Here is a 14,997-nt window from a genome sequence, read left to right as displayed (position 1 = left end):
GCAGGCGAAGACGTTTAATTTTAGTCAATACCAGTGACCCAATTGGTATAGCCAAAATGAATAGGTCTTGCAAAACGCGACCTCAGCGAGTACTGTACGTTTATACAGTATTTGTTCGATAAGCCTGACATGACTCACTCAGCCATCCTTGCCGCACCAGAGGCAGTGCACCCATCGCTGTGGCGCGCGTCGCAGCTGGCGCATGCCGACACGCGCTGCATCGATACCGGCCACCCGACGCTCTCGGGCCAGCTTCCCGGCGGCGGCTGGCCCGGCGGCACCCTGGTCGACCTGCACTTGCAGCAGCCCGGCATCGGCGAGATGCGCCTGCTGCGGCCGGCCCTGGCTGCCTGCGCCGAACGCCGCATCGTGCTGCTGCAGCCGCCCCATCCACCCCAGGCCCTGGCGCTTGCCGCGCTCGGCCTGGAGCCATCGCAGTTGCTGTGGCTGCGCACGACACGCACCGCGGATGCGCTGTGGGCGGCCGAGCAGGTGTTGCGTAGCGGTAGCTGCGGTGCTTTGTTGTTCTGGGCCAACCATATGCGTAACGACAATCTGCGCCGCCTGCACCTGGCGGCGCAAGGCGGCGAAACGCTGTTTTTCATGCTCCGTCCGCTGGCGGCGGCGCAAGATGCATCTCCCGCGCCTTTGCGTCTTGCGCTGCGGCCGGCGGCCGGCGGCATGAATATCGACTTCGTCAAACGTCGGGGACCGCAGCGCGAGGCGCCGCTGTTCCTTCCTCTTGGATCTTCACTACTGCAACGCCATGCGCCTCTGGATCGGCCTGTATTTGCCCCAGCTACCGCTCGAGGTCTTCAGCCCACGCTGGTTCAGTGAGGCGGGCGAGGCCGGCGGCGCTGCAGGCGGCCCGGACCCTGGCAACGTCATCCTCGAGCAGGAACGGGTGATGGCGCTGTCGCCGGCGGCGCGTGCTGCCGGCGTGCAGATCGGCATGCGCCGCGGCGGCGTGCTGATGCTGATGCCCGAGGCGCGCATCGAACTGCGCAGCCATGAGCGCGAAACCGACGCCATGGGGGCGGTGGCCATGGCCATGCTGCAGTACACGCCGCAGGTGGCGCTGGCCGAAGAAGCGACGCTGCTGCTCGACATCGGCGCCAGCCTGCGCCTGTTCGGCGGCATCCGGCGCCTGTGCGAGCGCATTCGCGCCAATATGGCGGCGCTCGGCTTCACGGCCTGCATCGCCTGCGCGCCCACCGCGCGCGGGGCCTGGCTGCTGGCGCGCCGCAATGCGGGCCGCGCCCTCACCATGGACTCGCTGGTACGGCGCCTCGACCGCTTGCCGGTGGGCCTGCTGCCGCCGGCGCGGCCGTTCGCCAGCTGGTTCGAGGGCATCGGCTGCCGCCGCCTGGACGAGCTGCGGCGCCTGCCGCGCCCTGGCCTGCAGCGGCGCTGCGGGCGGGCCTTGCTCGACATGCTGGACGCCGCCTATGGCCTGAACGCCGAATTGTTCCAGTGGGTCACGCCACCAGAACGCTTCCATGCGCGGCTCGAATTGTTCGACCGGCTCGAACAGGCCGACCTGCTGCTGGCCGGCGCCCACCGCCTGGTGTTGCAGATGACGGGCTGGCTGTGCGCGCGCCAACTGGCGGTCGAACGCATCCAGCTGTCGCTCGACCACGAGCGCGGCCGCATGGCGCGTCCACCGACCCTGGTCGAGGTAGCGCTGGCCGAACCCACCTGGCGCGACGAGCACCTGCTGCGCCTGCTGCGCGAGCGCCTGGCCAAGCTCGAACTCGAGGCGCCCGTGATCGGCATCGGACTGGAGGCGCAGCAATTGCAGGCAATGGCGCCACCAACCGACTCGCTATTCCCCGATCCCGGCGGCAGCGAAGAAGACCGGATGCGCATGATCGAACTGCTGGTGGCGCGTCTGGGAGCAGACAATGTCTTGCAGGCGCTGCCGGTGGCCGACTACCGGCCCGAAGTCGCCAACGCCTGGGTGCCGGTGCAGCAGAAGGTGAGCGCCGCCGCGCGCGCGGCGCAGATGCCGCCCGACGTGCAAAGCCTGCCGCGCCCGAGCTGGCTGCTGGCCAAGCCGATCGCGCTCCTGATGCGCGACCACCGGCCGTTCTACGGTTCGCCGCTGCGCGTGGCGTCCAATCCCGAGCGCATCGAGGCCGGCTGGTGGAGCCAGACGCAAACGCGCGACTACTTCATCGCCGAGGGGCAAGACCACGCGCTGTACTGGATCTATCGCGAGCGCATCAACGGCACGGGCGAGGATGCGGCGCCGCGCTGGTTCTTGCATGGCTTGTTCGGGTGATGGTGCAAGTCGGCTGCCGTGTAACTACATGACACCATCTCGAGCGACCGCATACCATCATCTCTCGAGCGACCGCATACCATCATCTCTCGAGCGACCGCATACCATCATCTCTCGTGCGACCGCATACCATCATCTCGAGCGACCGCATACCACCACCGTCGCTCCCGCGGAGGCGGGAGCCCAAGTTTTTCACAAACCGCCAATGCCGCACGAAGTCCGTGGTGACACACACTTGGGCTCCCGCCTTCGCGGGAGCGACGGTTTTCGCGCTTCGAAATACCATCGCCCCGCAGCGGTATGCCCGATGACAGATGCCGACACCGCTACCGCCCATGCTATCGTTGGCCCGCAACCGTCCATCTGACAACCGGACCACGACGACAAGGAGACGCCCATGGCAGGCGAAGCAGTCCACTTCAAAGGCGCCGACGGCCAGCTGCTGGCCGCGCGCCTCGACGCACCCGAGGGCCTGGTCAAGGCCTACGCCCTGTTCGCCCACTGTTTCAGCTGCGGCAAGGACGTCTTCGCCGCGGCCCGCATCGCGCAGGGCCTGACGCGCCACGGCATCGCCGTGCTGCGCTTCGACTTCACCGGTATCGGCGCCAGCGAGGGTGAATTCGCCAACACCAATTTTTCATCCAACCTGTCCGACCTGGTGGCCGCCGCCGACTTCCTGCGCACCGAGTACGCCGCGCCGCAGCTCCTGGTCGGCCATAGCCTGGGCGGCGCCGCGGTGCTGGCCGCGGCGTCCAGCATGCCAGAGGTGCGGGCCGTCGCCACGGTCGCCGCGCCCAGCGATCCGCACCACGTCACCGGCATGTTCCGCGAACACATCGACGCCATCGCCACGCATGGCGTCGCCCACGTCCAGCTGGCTGGCCGCCCATTCACGATCAAGCGCCAGTTCCTGGAAGACGTCGCCGAGCAGCGCCTGGAACAGAAGATCCGCGACCTCGGTCGCGCCCTGCTGGTGATGCATTCGCCGCAGGACGACACCGTCGCCGTGGACAAGGCGCTGCAGATCTTCCAGGCCGCGCGTCATCCGAAAAGTTTCGTCTCGCTCGACGATGCCGACCACCTCCTCAGGCGCCGCCACGACGCCGTCTACATCGCCGACGTGATCGCCGCCTGGGCCTCGCGCTACCTCGACCTGGGTCGCGCGGAGCCATAAGCGCGCCAGCGAACGGTCGAGCCGATCCGATGAGGCATAATCCGCCCATCGAAGCCGACCGGAGGAACCATGAAGCGACTCACGAATCTGGCAGCCCTGGCTGCCCTGACGCTGGCTGCGTCGACATACGCCCACGCCCAGGCGCAGCAAACCCTGGAAACGCCGGGCTTCACCGTCAAGATCACGCAGCAGTGCGAAGAGGGCAACGTCACCTGCGACGACGTGCGCTACGTCGGCACCAGCAAGAAGTCCGGCAAGGCGATTTCCCTGCGCGGCAAGACCATGCACTCGCTCGCCGCCGACGGCGTCACGCCCGGCGCCTTCCAGGGCTATGTGTTCAAGTCCGGCCGCGTGACCTATACCGTCTTCGCGGACGGCCGCCTGGTGGTCACCGAAGGCAAGAAGACGCTGGTGAACCAGCGCGGCGAATGGAAGTGACAGGCATGGACAACGCGCAGCTGGACGTCCTGCGCGCCTTTGCGGAAGAACTCGCGGACGCCGCGGGCGCCGCCATCCTGCCGCACTTTCGCGCCGACCTCGTCGTCGAGGACAAGGCCGCGCAAGGCCACGGGGCAGTATTCGACCCGGTCACTGTGGCCGACCGCGCCGCCGAACGGGCGATGCGCGCGTTGATCGCCGCGCGCTATCCGGAGCACGGCATCGTCGGCGAGGAAGAGGGCAGCGTCGACGGAGCCAGCCCATGGAAGTGGGTGCTTGACCCGATCGACGGCACCCGCGCCTTCGTCACCGGCCTGCCGATCTGGGGCACGCTGATCGCCCTCAACGACGGCATAAAGCCCGTCATCGGCGTCATCGACCAGCCGTTTACGCGCGAACGCTTCATGGGCACGCCGCATGGCGCCTGGTGCAACGGCGCGCCGATCCGCACGCGCCGTTGCCCGACCCTCGCGCAGGCGCGGGTGATGCTGACCGTCCCGGCGGCCGGCGCGAAAGTCGCCGAGCAATCCGTGTTCGACGCCATCGCCTCGCAGGCGCAGATCGTGCGTTTCGGCGGCGACTGCTATGCCTACGGCCTGCTGGCCCACGGCCTGGTCGACCTGGTGCTGGAAGCGCACCTCGACGTCCACGACGTGCAGGCCCTTATTCCCGTGGTCGAAGGCGCCGGCGGCGTGATCACCACCTGGGAGGGCGGCGATCCGCAGCACGGCGGTTCGGTCATCGCCTGCGGCGACCCGGAGCTGCATCGGCAACTGCTGCCGCTGATCGCGCGCCTGCGTAGCGCTTGAGGAACTAGTACATTTCCTGTTCCGCGGCGGCGATCACGATGCGCACGTGCTGCTTGCGGCCTGCCGACAACACCCATTCGGCGCCATCGCCTGCCAGTGGCACATCGGCATCCGTTACTGCCACGCCATCCAGCCGCAGGCCGCCGCCCGCGGCCAGGCGGCGCGCGGCGCCGCGCGATGCCGCCAGGCCGGTTTCCACGGTTAGTTCCGCCAATGTCACGCCTGCGCTGCGGCGCGCCGCGTCGATCGCATGCGTCGGCATGCCGCCCCGATCCGCGCCGCCAAAGGCCGCCGCCGCCGCGCGTCGCGCCGCATCGAGCGCATCCTGGCCGTGCGCCAGCCGCGTCGCCTCGTTGGCCAGCACGATCTTGGCCTCGTTCAGCTCCGCTCCCTGCAGCGCGCCGAGACGGCGCACCTCGTCCATCGAAAGCTCCGTGAACAGCGCCAGGAAGCGTTCCACATCGCGGTCGTCCACATTGCGCCAGAACTGCCAGAAGCCGTACGGCGACAGGCGATCCGCGTTCAGCCACACCGCGCCGTCGGCCGACTTGCCCATCTTCTTGCCGTCGCTGGTGGCCAGCAGCGGCATGGTCAGGCCGTACAGGTCAAGCCCCGACTGGCGTCGCCCGAGATCGATGCCGTTGATGATATTGGCCCACTGGTCGGCGCCGCCGATCTGCAGCGTGCAACCATGGCGGCGCGCCAGCTCGACGAAGTCGTAGGCCTGCAGCAGGGTATAGCCGAATTCGAGGAAGGACAGCGAATGCTCCAGGCGCGAGCGGATCGCATCGAAGGTCAGCATGCGGTTGACGCTGAAGTGGCGTCCGACTTGTCCGAGAAAGTCGAGGTAGCCTAGTCCGTCCAGCCACTCGGCGTTGTCGACCACGCTGACATCCGGACCGAGGTAGCGCGTAAAGGCGCCCTTGATGCCGGAGATATTGGCGGCGATGGCGGCGGCGTCCAGCACCGGGCGCGAGGTGTCGCGAAAGCTCGGATCACCGATGCGGGTGGTGGCGCCGCCGATCAGCAGCATGGGACGATGGCCGGCGCGCTGCAGCCAGCGCATCAGCATCAGGCCCTGCAAGTGGCCGACGTGCAGGCTGTCGGCGGTGGCGTCGAAGCCGAGGTAGGCGGTGAGCGGCGTGGCCATGGCATGGCGCAGTCCGATCGCATCGGTGCACTGGTGAATGAAGCCGCGTTCTTGCAGCAGCTGCAGCAGGTCGGAAGATTGGGGCATGTGTTTTCCTGGTGGTGGAACGCCCCAGGATGACCGATTGCCCATGCGTGGTCCGCCTGAGGCGGACCGGGTTGCGTGACAGCCCCTACCGCCGCGAGGTGCGGTAGGCGTAATAGCTGGCAGGGGAGGTCACGATGAAAGTCATGAGTCCATCTTAGCCGCAGCGGCAAAGACAGGTCAAGATTATTTGACCGCCTTGAACAAGGCATCCAGGCGATCCCTCGTGCCTGGAATGCGCTCCAGCTTCGGATACCGCAAGCCGTCGCGATAGTCGAGCGTGATGGTGCGCAGGTTGTTCCCCTTGCGTACCAACAGCGCGATCGGCGCCTTGCCGTCCTTGTTGGCGCGCACCGCCTCCTTCAAAACGTCGCCCTTATAGGCGCGGTTGTTGACCGCGACGATGGTGGTGTTGGCCGCCAGGCCGGCGCGGAAACCCACGCCGTCCCACACCACGCCGGCGACGTCGCCATTGCTGCGCACCGAGAAGCCGAGCGAATAGGTGAAGTCGGCGCTGCGGGTGCGTTCTTCAAGAGCGCGCACGGCGTTGCTCGGGGTGTCGCCGTACACCAGCTTCCAGCCGGCGCGGGCCAGGCCGTCGAGCGGTGCGCCCGGACCATGGCCGTCCAGGCGCGCGCGCAGGAACGGCGCCCAGTCGAACTTCTGCACCTTGGTCAACGCCGCCACCACGTCGTCGAAGGTGTAGTACACCGCGTCGATGCTGCCGTCCTCGATGCCGAAGAAGGCGCGCGCGAAGTGTTCCAGGCTGCGCTTGTCGCCCGAGAGCTCGCGGATCTTGGTGTCGACGTCGAGCCAGATCAGCATGCCCTCGGTGTAGTAGTCCTCGCTGCGCTGCCAGTTGCCCCAGCCGATCGGCTTGCGGCCGTTGATGATCGGATCGTTGACCGTGTCCTGCACCGCGCGCCAGTCGCGGCCCTGCGTCTTGTCGTAGCGCGCCGCGTCGATCGCCAGCGCTTCGCGCGCATGGTTCTGCGACACCAGGCCGGAGCGCGCGGCCAGCACCTTGCCCCAGAACTGGGTCTGGCCCTCGTATACCCACAGCAGTTCGTTCTGCAGCGGGGTGTTGAAGTTGGCCACGTCCTGGCCCGCGGGGCGGCGGAACTTGCCGTTCCAGGAGTGCACGAATTCGTGCGGCAGCAGCTCGCGGCCGGCTTCGTTGCGGCCCCAGTCGGTGAAGTAGCCGAGCCGCACGCCGTTCTCGCTCGACTGCTGGTGCTCGCGGCCGATGCCGCCGAATTCGTCCGAGATCGCAAACAGGAAGTCGTACTGCCGGTAGTGGCGCGAGCCGAACAGCTTGATCGCCTGGTCGACCATCGCGCGGTGCAGCGCGATCTGCTCGGGTTTCGCTTCCAGGCTCTCGGGATTGTCGGCCACCACGTTCAGCAGCACCGGCTGTTTCGCGCCCGGCGCCAGGTCGATGCGCTTGAAATAGCGGCCGGCGAACAGCGGCGAATCGACCAGGGTGTCGAGGTCGTGCGGCTTGAAGCGCACCTCGTCGCCGCTGCGGCCCTCCACCGCCAGCGAGCTGGCGAACTGCCAGCCGGCGGGCAGGGTGAGCGTCGGCTGCACCGTGATGCGGCGCGCGTGGTAGCCGGCGGGGTACAGCGCCACCGATTGCCACTGCACGCCGAGGATATCGTCGGTCATCGTGATGCGGCCCTGGCTGGTGTCCAGCGGCGACAGGAACTGGTATTCGGCCACCAGCTCGGTGGCGCCTTCCGGCACCGTCACATGGAAAGCGTGGACTTGCACCGGGTCGCGCGTCCACTCGAGCGGCTTGCCGCCCGCGCTGAACTTCAGGCCGGCCAGCTGGGTCAGCGGAATGTTGGGGCCGTGGTTACCCGGCGCCCACTGCGGATAGAGCAGGGTCATCGGGCCCGATTGCACCGGCATCGACAGCCGCATGCTGAAGATCTGCTGCGCCAGGTTGCTGGCGTCGACGTGCAGCGCGATCGTGCCCGGATACGGGGCATTGCCGACTGCAGGGACTTGGGCGGAAGCGGGCAGGGCCAGCGCGAGAGCAAAAGCGAGGGCGCCTACCTGACGGGTGGCGCGGGTGAAGAAGGGGAAAGGAGTCATCGTGAAGCGGGAAGCCAAGGGTAAGCCGCCGAGTGTAGCACCCCATCCAACACAAATTTCTGTTGATACATCATGCAAATAAAATTTGCAAAAATAATTAAAAATCCGTATTTCGTATGACTTGAAAATCGTTTGGCATGACATTAGATTGGTACCAACGGAATGCTCAACAGAGGTTCCGTCCCTTATCGCTTAACTTCACAAGGATATGACTATCATGCGTACTTTCGACCTGACTCCCCTGTACCGTTCCGCCATCGGTTTCGATCGCCTGGCCAGCCTGCTCGAGCAACGCGCCGAAGCGCAGCCAAGCTACCCGCCGTACAACATCGAACTGGTGAGCGAAGACCAATACCGTATCGTGATGGCGCTCGCCGGCTTCAGCCGCGACGAAGTCGAGATCATCACCGAGCGTGACAGCCTGCACGTCACCGGCCGCAAGCAGAAGGACGAAGTCCAGCGCACCTTCCTGCACCGCGGTATCGCCGCGCGCGATTTCGAACAGCGCTTCCAGCTGGCCAACCACGTGAAGGTCACCACCGCGTCGTTCGACAATGGCATGCTCACCATCGAACTGGTGCGCGAAGTGCCCGAAGCCCTGAAGCCGCGCAAGATCGCCATCGGCGACGCCGCCGGCGTCATCAGCGGCGACAACGTCAAGACCCTGGAACAGCGCGAAGCCGCCTAAACCTTGGTCTGCCGTTAGCGTAATCACATCGTTAGCGTAACCACGTCGTTCCCGCGCAGGCGGGAACCTAATTTTGCGAGCGTCTTGGTAACGCGGGCAGACTTGGGTTCCCGCCTTCGCGGGAACGACGTTTTTGCGCTAGTGGAAGAATGGCCTGCACCCATCATTAAGGCGCGCCTAAGCCCGAAGCCTTGTCAACTTAAGCATGATCTAAGGCGGCTGCGCGAAGATACGTCCATCGATACTCAACATCGATTCAACACATTTTCACCAGGAGCACACACCATGTCGAACCCAAGTGCCGTTACTGCCATCACTGCCAAACGCCTCATGCTGGCCCTGGGTGCCGCAGGCGTCATCGGTGGCGCGGTCGGTGCCATCGCTGTCAATCACAATAATGCCGTCGCCAGTGCCGCGGCCCAAGCCGCGCCTGCCGTCGCAGCGGCGCCAGCCCCGGCGCCCGCGCCGGCCGCCGCCGTGGGCGCTCCAGCGTCGACCGTCGCGCTCCCCGATTTCACCCGCATCGCCGCCCAGCAGGGCAAGGCGGTGGTCAATATCCGCGTCGTCGGCGGCACCAAGACCGCCAATCGCGGCGGCTTGCCCAACCTCGACCCGAGCCATCCCTTCTACGAATTTTTCCGACAGTTCCAGGATCCACGCGGCGAACGCGGCGGCGATCGTGGGACTCCCGTTTTCGGCGCCGGATCGGGCTTCATCGTAAGCCCGGACGGCGTCATCCTAACCAACGCTCACGTCGTGCAAGGCGCCGACGAAGTGACCGTCAAGCTGCAGGACCGCCGCGAATTCCGCGCCAAGGTCCTGGGCTCCGACCCGCGCACCGACGTGGCCGTGCTCAAGATCGACGCCAAGGGCTTGCCGGTGGCGCCGCTCGGCAAATCGCAGTCGCTGCTGGTGGGCGAGTGGGTGCTGGCCATCGGTTCGCCGTTCGGCCTCGAAAGCACCGTCACCGCCGGCGTGGTCAGCGCCACCGGCCGCGCGATCGCGGACGCCTCCGTCCCGTTCATCCAGACCGACGTCGCCGTCAACCCCGGCAACTCGGGCGGTCCGCTGTTCAATACCCGCGGCGAAGTCGTCGGCATCAACTCGCAGATCTACAGCATGACGGGTGGCTACCAGGGCCTGTCGTTCTCGATCCCGATCGACCTCGCGGTGCGCATCAAGGACCAGATCGTCGCCACCGGCAAGGTGCAGCATGCCAAGCTGGGTGTGCAGGTGCAGGAAGTGGAGCAGGCATTCGCCGACTCGTTCAAGCTCGAGACGGTTGAAGGCGCGCTGATTTCGACCGTCGAACGCGGTAGCCCGGCCGAGCGCGCCGGCCTGAAGTCGGGCGACGTGATCCGCCGCGCCAATGGCAAGACCATCGGTTCGTCGGGCGAGCTGCCGGCCATGATGACCCTGTCAAAGCCGGGCGACAAGATGGCGCTCGATGTCTGGCGCGACGGTAAACTGGTGCGTCTGGACGCGACCCTGGGCGATGCGGCCGAGCGGCCGCGCCGCGGCCAGGGCCAGGAACTGGCCGAAATGGCCGATAACAGCGCCAAGCTGGGCCTGACGCTGCGTCCGCTGGAGTCAAGCGAGCGCCGCCGTAGCGGCATCGCCAACGGCCTGGTGATCGAGGACGCTTCGGGCGCCGCGCTGATCGCCGGCGTCGAACCGGGCGACGTGCTCATCTCGGTCAACGGCCGGCCGGTGAACTCGGTCGAGCAGGTGCGCGACATGGTGTCCAAGGCCAGCAAGTCGGTGGCCTTGCTGATCCAGCGCGGTGGTGACAAAATCTTCATTCCGGTGCGGATCGGGTAAGGAAGCACAGCGTCCTCGACCCGCACGGGCTTCATTTTAGGGAAACACATGCGGCTACTGCTGGTGGAAGACGATACGATGATCGGCGAAGTGGTGCTCGACCTGCTCAGGGCCGAGCACTACGCCGTCGACTGGGTCAAGGACGGCGAGATGGCCGACACCGCCCTGCTGCAGAACCAGAACTACGACCTGGTGCTGCTCGACCTGGGGCTGCCGCGCAAGGATGGCCTCGAAGTGCTGCGCTCGATGCGCACGCGCAAGGACCGCACCCCGGTGCTGGTTGCCACCGCGCGCGACTCGGTCCAGCAGCGCATCGCCGGCCTCGACGCCGGCGCCGACGACTACGTCCTCAAGCCCTACGACCTCGACGAACTGCTGGCGCGCATCCGCGCGCTGCTGCGCCGCGCCGCCGGCCGTGGCGAGCCGATCTTCGAGTACCGCAACATCAGCATCAATCCCGCCACCCGCGAAGTGCTGGTCGACGGCACGCAGGTGTCGCTGTCGGCGCGCGAATGGGCGGTGCTCGAGGCGCTGGTGGCGCGGCCGGGCGCGGTGCTGTCGCGGGCCCAGCTCGAAGAAAAACTGTATAGCTGGCGCGACGAAGTGTCCAGCAACGCGGTCGAAGTCTATATTCACGGCCTGCGCAAGAAACTGGGCAGTGACCTGATCCAGAACGTGCGCGGCGTCGGCTATATGGTGCCCAAGGCATGAAAATGACGCACTCGCTGCGCGGGCGCCTGCTCTGGTTCCTGCTCGCGGCGATTACCCTGGCGGCGGTGGCGCAGGCGACGATCGCCTACCGCACCGCGCTGCACGACGCCGACCAGATCTTCGACTACCACATGCAGCAGATGGCGCTGTCGCTGCGCTCCGGCACGCCGTTGTCGAACGACGAGGCGCGTGCGCGCATGGAAGCCGAGAGCAGCGCCAGCGGCAACGACGACATGGTGGTGCAGATGTGGTCTCCGGACGGCGTCCAGATGTTCCACAGCGTCTCGCGCGCGCGCCTGCCGCAGCGCGCGGTGCTGGGCTTTTCCAATGTGCGCGCCAACGGCGCCACCTACCGCGTGTTCTCGATCCAGACCTCGAACCAGACCGTGCAGGTCGCGCAAGACCTGGCCGTGCGCCGCAATATGGCCGGCAATCTGGCACTGCGCACGCTGGGGCCGATCGCGGTGATGATGCCGATCCTGATGCTGGTGGTGTGGTGGGTCGTGAGCGGCTCGCTGCAGCCGGTGGCGCGGGTGCGCTCGCAGGTGGCCGCGCGCCAGGCCGACGACCTGTCGCCGGTGTCCGACACCGGCTTGCCCGACGAAGTGCGGCCGCTGGTGCAGGAGCTGAACCTGCTGTTCGGCCGCGTCAGGACCGCGTTCGAGGCCCAGCAGCATTTCGTGGCCGACGCCGCGCACGAGCTGCGCACGCCGCTGGCCGCCCTGCGCCTGCAGGCGCAGAGCCTGGACCGCGCCGACAACCCGGAAGCGCGCCGCGTCGCGGTGTCGCGCCTCACCGCCGGCATCGACCGCGCCACACGCCTGGTCGAACAGTTGCTGGTGCTGGCGCGGCAAGAGGCAACGGCGGCCGAAGGCGCGGTCGCCCGCCCGGTCGACCTGGCCGACCTGGCGCGCCGCACCGTGGCCGACCTGGCCGGCGTGGCCGCCGCCAAGGGCGTCGACCTGGGCGTGCAGCAGGCCGACCCGGCCACCGTGGAGGGTCAGCCCGACGCGCTGCAGATCCTGCTGCGCAACCTGGTGGAGAACGCGGTCAAGTACACGCCGGCCAGCGGCACGGTCGATATCGCGGTCCAGCACGAGGGCGGCAAGATCGTGGTGCAGGTCGAGGACAGCGGTCCTGGCATCCCGCCGGAAGAGCGCGAGCGCGTGTTCGACCGCTTCTACCGCGTGGCCGGCAGCGATGCCGCCGGCAGCGGCCTGGGTCTGGCCATCATCAAGGCGATTGCCGAGCGCCACGGGGCGACGCTGGCACTGGACGCCTCGCAGCGCCTGGGCGGGCTGAAGGCGGTCGTGACGTTCAGGACGCCGGCCGCCACCGCGCTCCAGACGCGGTAGAATGTTCGGTTCGGCGGGCCGCACGCGCGGCCCGCATCGCAATGAACGAGGAACCGATGAACAAGAAGATAATCATGGCAGCCGTGCTGTCGACGCTGGCCGGCATGGCCTCGAGCCAGGAAGTGGTGCGCATTGCCCACGTGGCGGGATTGACCGGCCCGGTGGCTTATTTTGGCAAGGACACCGAGAACGGCGCGCGCATGGCGATCGAGGCGCTTAACGCCAAAGGCGTGACGATCGGCGGTAAGAAGGTCACCTTCCAGCTGGTGGCCGAGGACGACGCGGCCGACCCGAAGCAGGCCACGAGCGTGGCGCAGAAGCTGGTTGACGCCAAGGTGAATGGCGTGATCGGTCACCAGACCTCGGGCACCACGATCCCGGCTTCCAAGATCTACAACACGGCGGGCATTCCTCAGATCTCGCACTCGAGCACCAGCCCGAAATACACCCAGCAGGGCTACAACACGGCCTTCCGCGTGATCGCCAACGACGTGCAGCTGGGCCAGGCCCTGGGCCGTTACGCCACCGGCCCGATGAAGGCCAAGCGGGTAGCGGTGGTCGATGACCGCACCGCCTACGGCCAGGGCCTGGCGACCGAGTTCTCGCGCAGCCTGCAGAAGGCCGGCGGCAGCGTCGTCGCGCGCGAGTTCACCAACGACAAGGCGACCGACTTCAGCGCCATCGTCACCCGCATCCGCGCCACCAAGCCGGACCTGGTGTTCTTCGGTGGTATGAACGCGACCGCCGGCCCGATGCTGCGCCAGATGAAGCAGCTGGGCATGAACGTGCGCATGATGGGCGGCGACGGCATCTGCTCGGACGAGATCTTCAAGCTGTCGGGCGGCACGATGACGGACGGCCAGGTGGTGTGCGCGGAAGCGGGCGGCGTGCAGGGCGACGCCAAGGCCGGCATGGACAAGTTCCGCGCCGACTACAAGAAGCGTTTTGGGATCGACGTGCAGATCAATGCGCCGTATGCCTATGATGCGACGATGGCCATGGCCGAGGCGATGGTGAAGGCGGGATCGTCGGCGCCGGCCAGATATTTGCCGGTGCTGGCCAAGATCCAGTACAAGGGTGTGACCGGGCCGATCGCGTTCGATCAGCGTGGTGATATTCGTGATGGCACGATTACGCTGTATACCTTCAAGGGCGGCAAACGCTCGATGATTGCGGTGACCAAGTAGGGTTCTGCCGCTGGTGCACTTGGGTTCCCGCCTGCGCGGGAACGACGTGCTAAGGCAGCTGACTACGAAAGAGGTTCTTTGTCGCTATCGCTAGCACGTCGTTCCCGCGCAGGCGGGAACCCAAGGCCACTGCGCCTAGTCGTACCGGTCCGACGGCAGCAGATGCCTGAACGTCGGCTCGATATTCATCGCATGCAGATGACGCACGATGTCTTCCAGCGTCGCGTCCTTCAGCAGCAGGCCTGGCGCCGGCGCATGCTGTAAAAAGGACGATGCCGGCGCGGCGACAGGGGCCGCCACCGCCGCCGGCTTGTTAGGGTGCGCGGCATCGAGCGCCTGGAAGACCCGCTCGAACTGCTCCTCTCCAATGCTTTCCAATCCTTCGAGGAAGGCCGCCTGGCCCAGCGGCGGCGGCGGCATGTCGAGCCCCGCCTCGTCGGCGAACGAGGCGCCCATACCCGGATGGATGAACGCTGCCCACTTGCCGGTGCGCGGATGCAGGCAGGGCGGCAGCGCGATCGGTGCGCGCACCGCATCCGTGTCCAGTTCGATTTCGGGGAACCAGGCGTCGCGCAGGCGTTCGAGGAAGGTCTGGGCCCGGTCGGCCGGCACCGGCTCTGCCAGCGACAGCCACAGGTAATAGGCGTCGCCGCCCGAGATGCTCACCGCCGGCGCGGGCAGGCCGAGCGATTCTTGCAGCGTGTTGGCGACCTCGCACAGCCGCAGCCAGTGGGCATCGCTCTCGGCGCCCTTGGTCTTACGGAAGGGGATCATCATGGCGCGCGTCTGGCCGTCGCCACCCGTCAGGCTGATCGGCACGTTCCGCTGGCCGAGCACGTGCAGCGTCAGCACGTCGGCCGGTGGCGCGTCGGCAGGAAGATAAAGCCGCATCAGTTCGGCGATCAGTTTTTGCATGTCATTCCAACGGCGTCAAAAGACAAGCATGATATATCGGAGGGCGGCCATGCTGCCGTGTATCGTATCGTCGATGCCGATTTCTTTACGATCGCGAAAGACAAGGACGACCATGCGCAAGATTTATATCTACATCATCGGCATCGTGTTGCTTGGCTTGTCACAGGAGCATGTGAAGCAATCCGTGCCGCATGGCGCGGTATTCCTGCTGGCCTGCGTGGCCTACCTCGCCCTGCTTCGCCTGCTGGCCGAGCGCTTCGGCAAGCCGTAGGCGGCAGGCG

The 14,997-nt window shown here is 66.7% G+C and carries 14 protein-coding genes; 11 read left to right on the top strand and 3 right to left on the bottom strand.

Translation table 11 applies throughout. The features are described from left to right. Positions 1-129 precede the first annotated feature (129 nt). The 5 genes from imuA to hisN all read left to right on the top strand — a co-directional run bounded on the left by imuA (position 130) and on the right by hisN (position 4,705). Complete coding sequence (gene imuA / locus AC3A6F_RS08730) at positions 130-837, top strand: translesion DNA synthesis-associated protein ImuA (protein ID WP_487679834.1); 708 nt, start codon at positions 130-132, stop codon at positions 835-837. Further along, a complete protein-coding gene (locus tag AC3A6F_RS08725) occupies positions 767-2,284 on the top strand; it encodes a Y-family DNA polymerase (RefSeq protein WP_487679832.1) in 1,518 nt (505 codons plus the stop codon). Before imuA ends, AC3A6F_RS08725 begins: the two co-directional genes overlap by 71 nt. Before the next feature lie 397 nt (positions 2,285-2,681). Then, on the top strand, positions 2,682-3,458 hold the full coding sequence (locus AC3A6F_RS08720) for an alpha/beta hydrolase family protein (RefSeq protein ID WP_487679830.1): 777 nt from the start codon (positions 2,682-2,684) through the stop codon (positions 3,456-3,458). A gap of 69 nt (positions 3,459-3,527) precedes the next feature. Further along, positions 3,528-3,896: a hypothetical protein gene (locus AC3A6F_RS08715; protein ID WP_487679828.1), complete on the top strand. Its 369-nt coding sequence runs from the start codon at positions 3,528-3,530 to the stop codon at positions 3,894-3,896. A 5-nt stretch (positions 3,897-3,901) separates the two neighbouring features. After that, a complete protein-coding gene (gene hisN, locus AC3A6F_RS08710) occupies positions 3,902-4,705 on the top strand; it encodes a histidinol-phosphatase (RefSeq protein ID WP_487679827.1) in 804 nt (267 codons plus the stop codon). Between the two features lie 4 nt (positions 4,706-4,709). Here hisN and tyrS read toward each other — a convergent pair whose 3' ends face one another. Further along, positions 4,710-5,942 carry a tyrosine--tRNA ligase gene (gene tyrS, locus AC3A6F_RS08705; RefSeq protein ID WP_487679825.1) on the bottom strand — a complete coding sequence of 411 codons (1,233 nt, stop codon included), beginning with the start codon at positions 5,940-5,942 and terminating at the stop codon, positions 4,710-4,712. Between the two features lie 183 nt (positions 5,943-6,125). Next, complete coding sequence (locus AC3A6F_RS08700; RefSeq protein WP_487679823.1) at positions 6,126-8,039, bottom strand: M61 family metallopeptidase; 1,914 nt, start codon at positions 8,037-8,039, stop codon at positions 6,126-6,128. A 217-nt stretch (positions 8,040-8,256) separates the two neighbouring features. On the opposite strand from AC3A6F_RS08700, the gene AC3A6F_RS08695 reads away from it, so the two are divergent. From AC3A6F_RS08695 to AC3A6F_RS08675, 5 genes are all read left to right on the top strand, one after another. Continuing rightward, the gene (locus AC3A6F_RS08695) at positions 8,257-8,727 is read left to right on the top strand and encodes an Hsp20 family protein (RefSeq protein ID WP_487679821.1); all 471 of its coding nucleotides are present in this window, start codon (positions 8,257-8,259) and stop codon (positions 8,725-8,727) included. Between the two features lie 285 nt (positions 8,728-9,012). Continuing rightward, positions 9,013-10,548, top strand: coding sequence for a Do family serine endopeptidase (locus AC3A6F_RS08690; protein WP_487679819.1), 1,536 nt, complete (start codon positions 9,013-9,015; stop codon positions 10,546-10,548). 48 nt (positions 10,549-10,596) lie between these two features. Beyond that, a complete protein-coding gene (locus tag AC3A6F_RS08685; RefSeq protein ID WP_320476696.1) occupies positions 10,597-11,259 on the top strand; it encodes a response regulator transcription factor in 663 nt (220 codons plus the stop codon). Further along, positions 11,256-12,614 carry an ATP-binding protein gene (locus AC3A6F_RS08680; protein WP_487679817.1) on the top strand — a complete coding sequence of 453 codons (1,359 nt, stop codon included), beginning with the start codon at positions 11,256-11,258 and terminating at the stop codon, positions 12,612-12,614. The genes AC3A6F_RS08685 and AC3A6F_RS08680 overlap by 4 nt, the downstream gene beginning before the upstream one ends. Before the next feature lie 56 nt (positions 12,615-12,670). After that, complete coding sequence (locus AC3A6F_RS08675) at positions 12,671-13,801, top strand: branched-chain amino acid ABC transporter substrate-binding protein (RefSeq protein ID WP_487679815.1); 1,131 nt, start codon at positions 12,671-12,673, stop codon at positions 13,799-13,801. 135 nt (positions 13,802-13,936) lie between these two features. Here the strand turns inward: AC3A6F_RS08675 and AC3A6F_RS08670 are convergent, their stop codons facing one another. After that, positions 13,937-14,716: a hypothetical protein gene (locus AC3A6F_RS08670; protein ID WP_487679813.1), complete on the bottom strand. Its 780-nt coding sequence runs from the start codon at positions 14,714-14,716 to the stop codon at positions 13,937-13,939. 112 nt (positions 14,717-14,828) lie between these two features. Between AC3A6F_RS08670 and AC3A6F_RS08665 the strand changes: the two genes are divergently transcribed. Next, positions 14,829-14,987: a hypothetical protein gene (locus AC3A6F_RS08665; RefSeq protein ID WP_487679811.1), complete on the top strand. Its 159-nt coding sequence runs from the start codon at positions 14,829-14,831 to the stop codon at positions 14,985-14,987. The last annotated feature ends 10 nt before the right edge of the window (positions 14,988-14,997 follow it).

The sequence above is a fragment of the Massilia sp. Soil_C_3 genome (genome assembly GCF_057657035.1).
Note: the sequence above shows the minus strand (reverse complement) of the source record. Positions and strands in the feature narration are given on the sequence as shown.

What these genes read in the sequence shown, in the direction of transcription:
- imuA (WP_487679834.1), top strand. Translation starts at nt 130, where the DNA reads ATGACTCACTCAGCCATCCTTGCCGCACCAGAGGCAGTGCACCCATCG.
- AC3A6F_RS08725 (WP_487679832.1), top strand. Translation starts at nt 767, where the DNA reads ATGCGCCTCTGGATCGGCCTGTATTTGCCCCAGCTACCGCTCGAGGTC.
- AC3A6F_RS08720 (WP_487679830.1), top strand. Translation starts at nt 2,682, where the DNA reads ATGGCAGGCGAAGCAGTCCACTTCAAAGGCGCCGACGGCCAGCTGCTG.
- AC3A6F_RS08715 (WP_487679828.1), top strand. Translation starts at nt 3,528, where the DNA reads ATGAAGCGACTCACGAATCTGGCAGCCCTGGCTGCCCTGACGCTGGCT.
- hisN (WP_487679827.1), top strand. Translation starts at nt 3,902, where the DNA reads ATGGACAACGCGCAGCTGGACGTCCTGCGCGCCTTTGCGGAAGAACTC.
- tyrS (WP_487679825.1), bottom strand. Translation starts at nt 5,942, where the DNA reads ATGCCCCAATCTTCCGACCTGCTGCAGCTGCTGCAAGAACGCGGCTTC.
- AC3A6F_RS08700 (WP_487679823.1), bottom strand. Translation starts at nt 8,039, where the DNA reads ATGACTCCTTTCCCCTTCTTCACCCGCGCCACCCGTCAGGTAGGCGCC.
- AC3A6F_RS08695 (WP_487679821.1), top strand. Translation starts at nt 8,257, where the DNA reads ATGCGTACTTTCGACCTGACTCCCCTGTACCGTTCCGCCATCGGTTTC.
- AC3A6F_RS08690 (WP_487679819.1), top strand. Translation starts at nt 9,013, where the DNA reads ATGTCGAACCCAAGTGCCGTTACTGCCATCACTGCCAAACGCCTCATG.
- AC3A6F_RS08685 (WP_320476696.1), top strand. Translation starts at nt 10,597, where the DNA reads ATGCGGCTACTGCTGGTGGAAGACGATACGATGATCGGCGAAGTGGTG.
- AC3A6F_RS08680 (WP_487679817.1), top strand. Translation starts at nt 11,256, where the DNA reads ATGAAAATGACGCACTCGCTGCGCGGGCGCCTGCTCTGGTTCCTGCTC.
- AC3A6F_RS08675 (WP_487679815.1), top strand. Translation starts at nt 12,671, where the DNA reads ATGAACAAGAAGATAATCATGGCAGCCGTGCTGTCGACGCTGGCCGGC.
- AC3A6F_RS08670 (WP_487679813.1), bottom strand. Translation starts at nt 14,716, where the DNA reads ATGCAAAAACTGATCGCCGAACTGATGCGGCTTTATCTTCCTGCCGAC.
- AC3A6F_RS08665 (WP_487679811.1), top strand. Translation starts at nt 14,829, where the DNA reads ATGCGCAAGATTTATATCTACATCATCGGCATCGTGTTGCTTGGCTTG.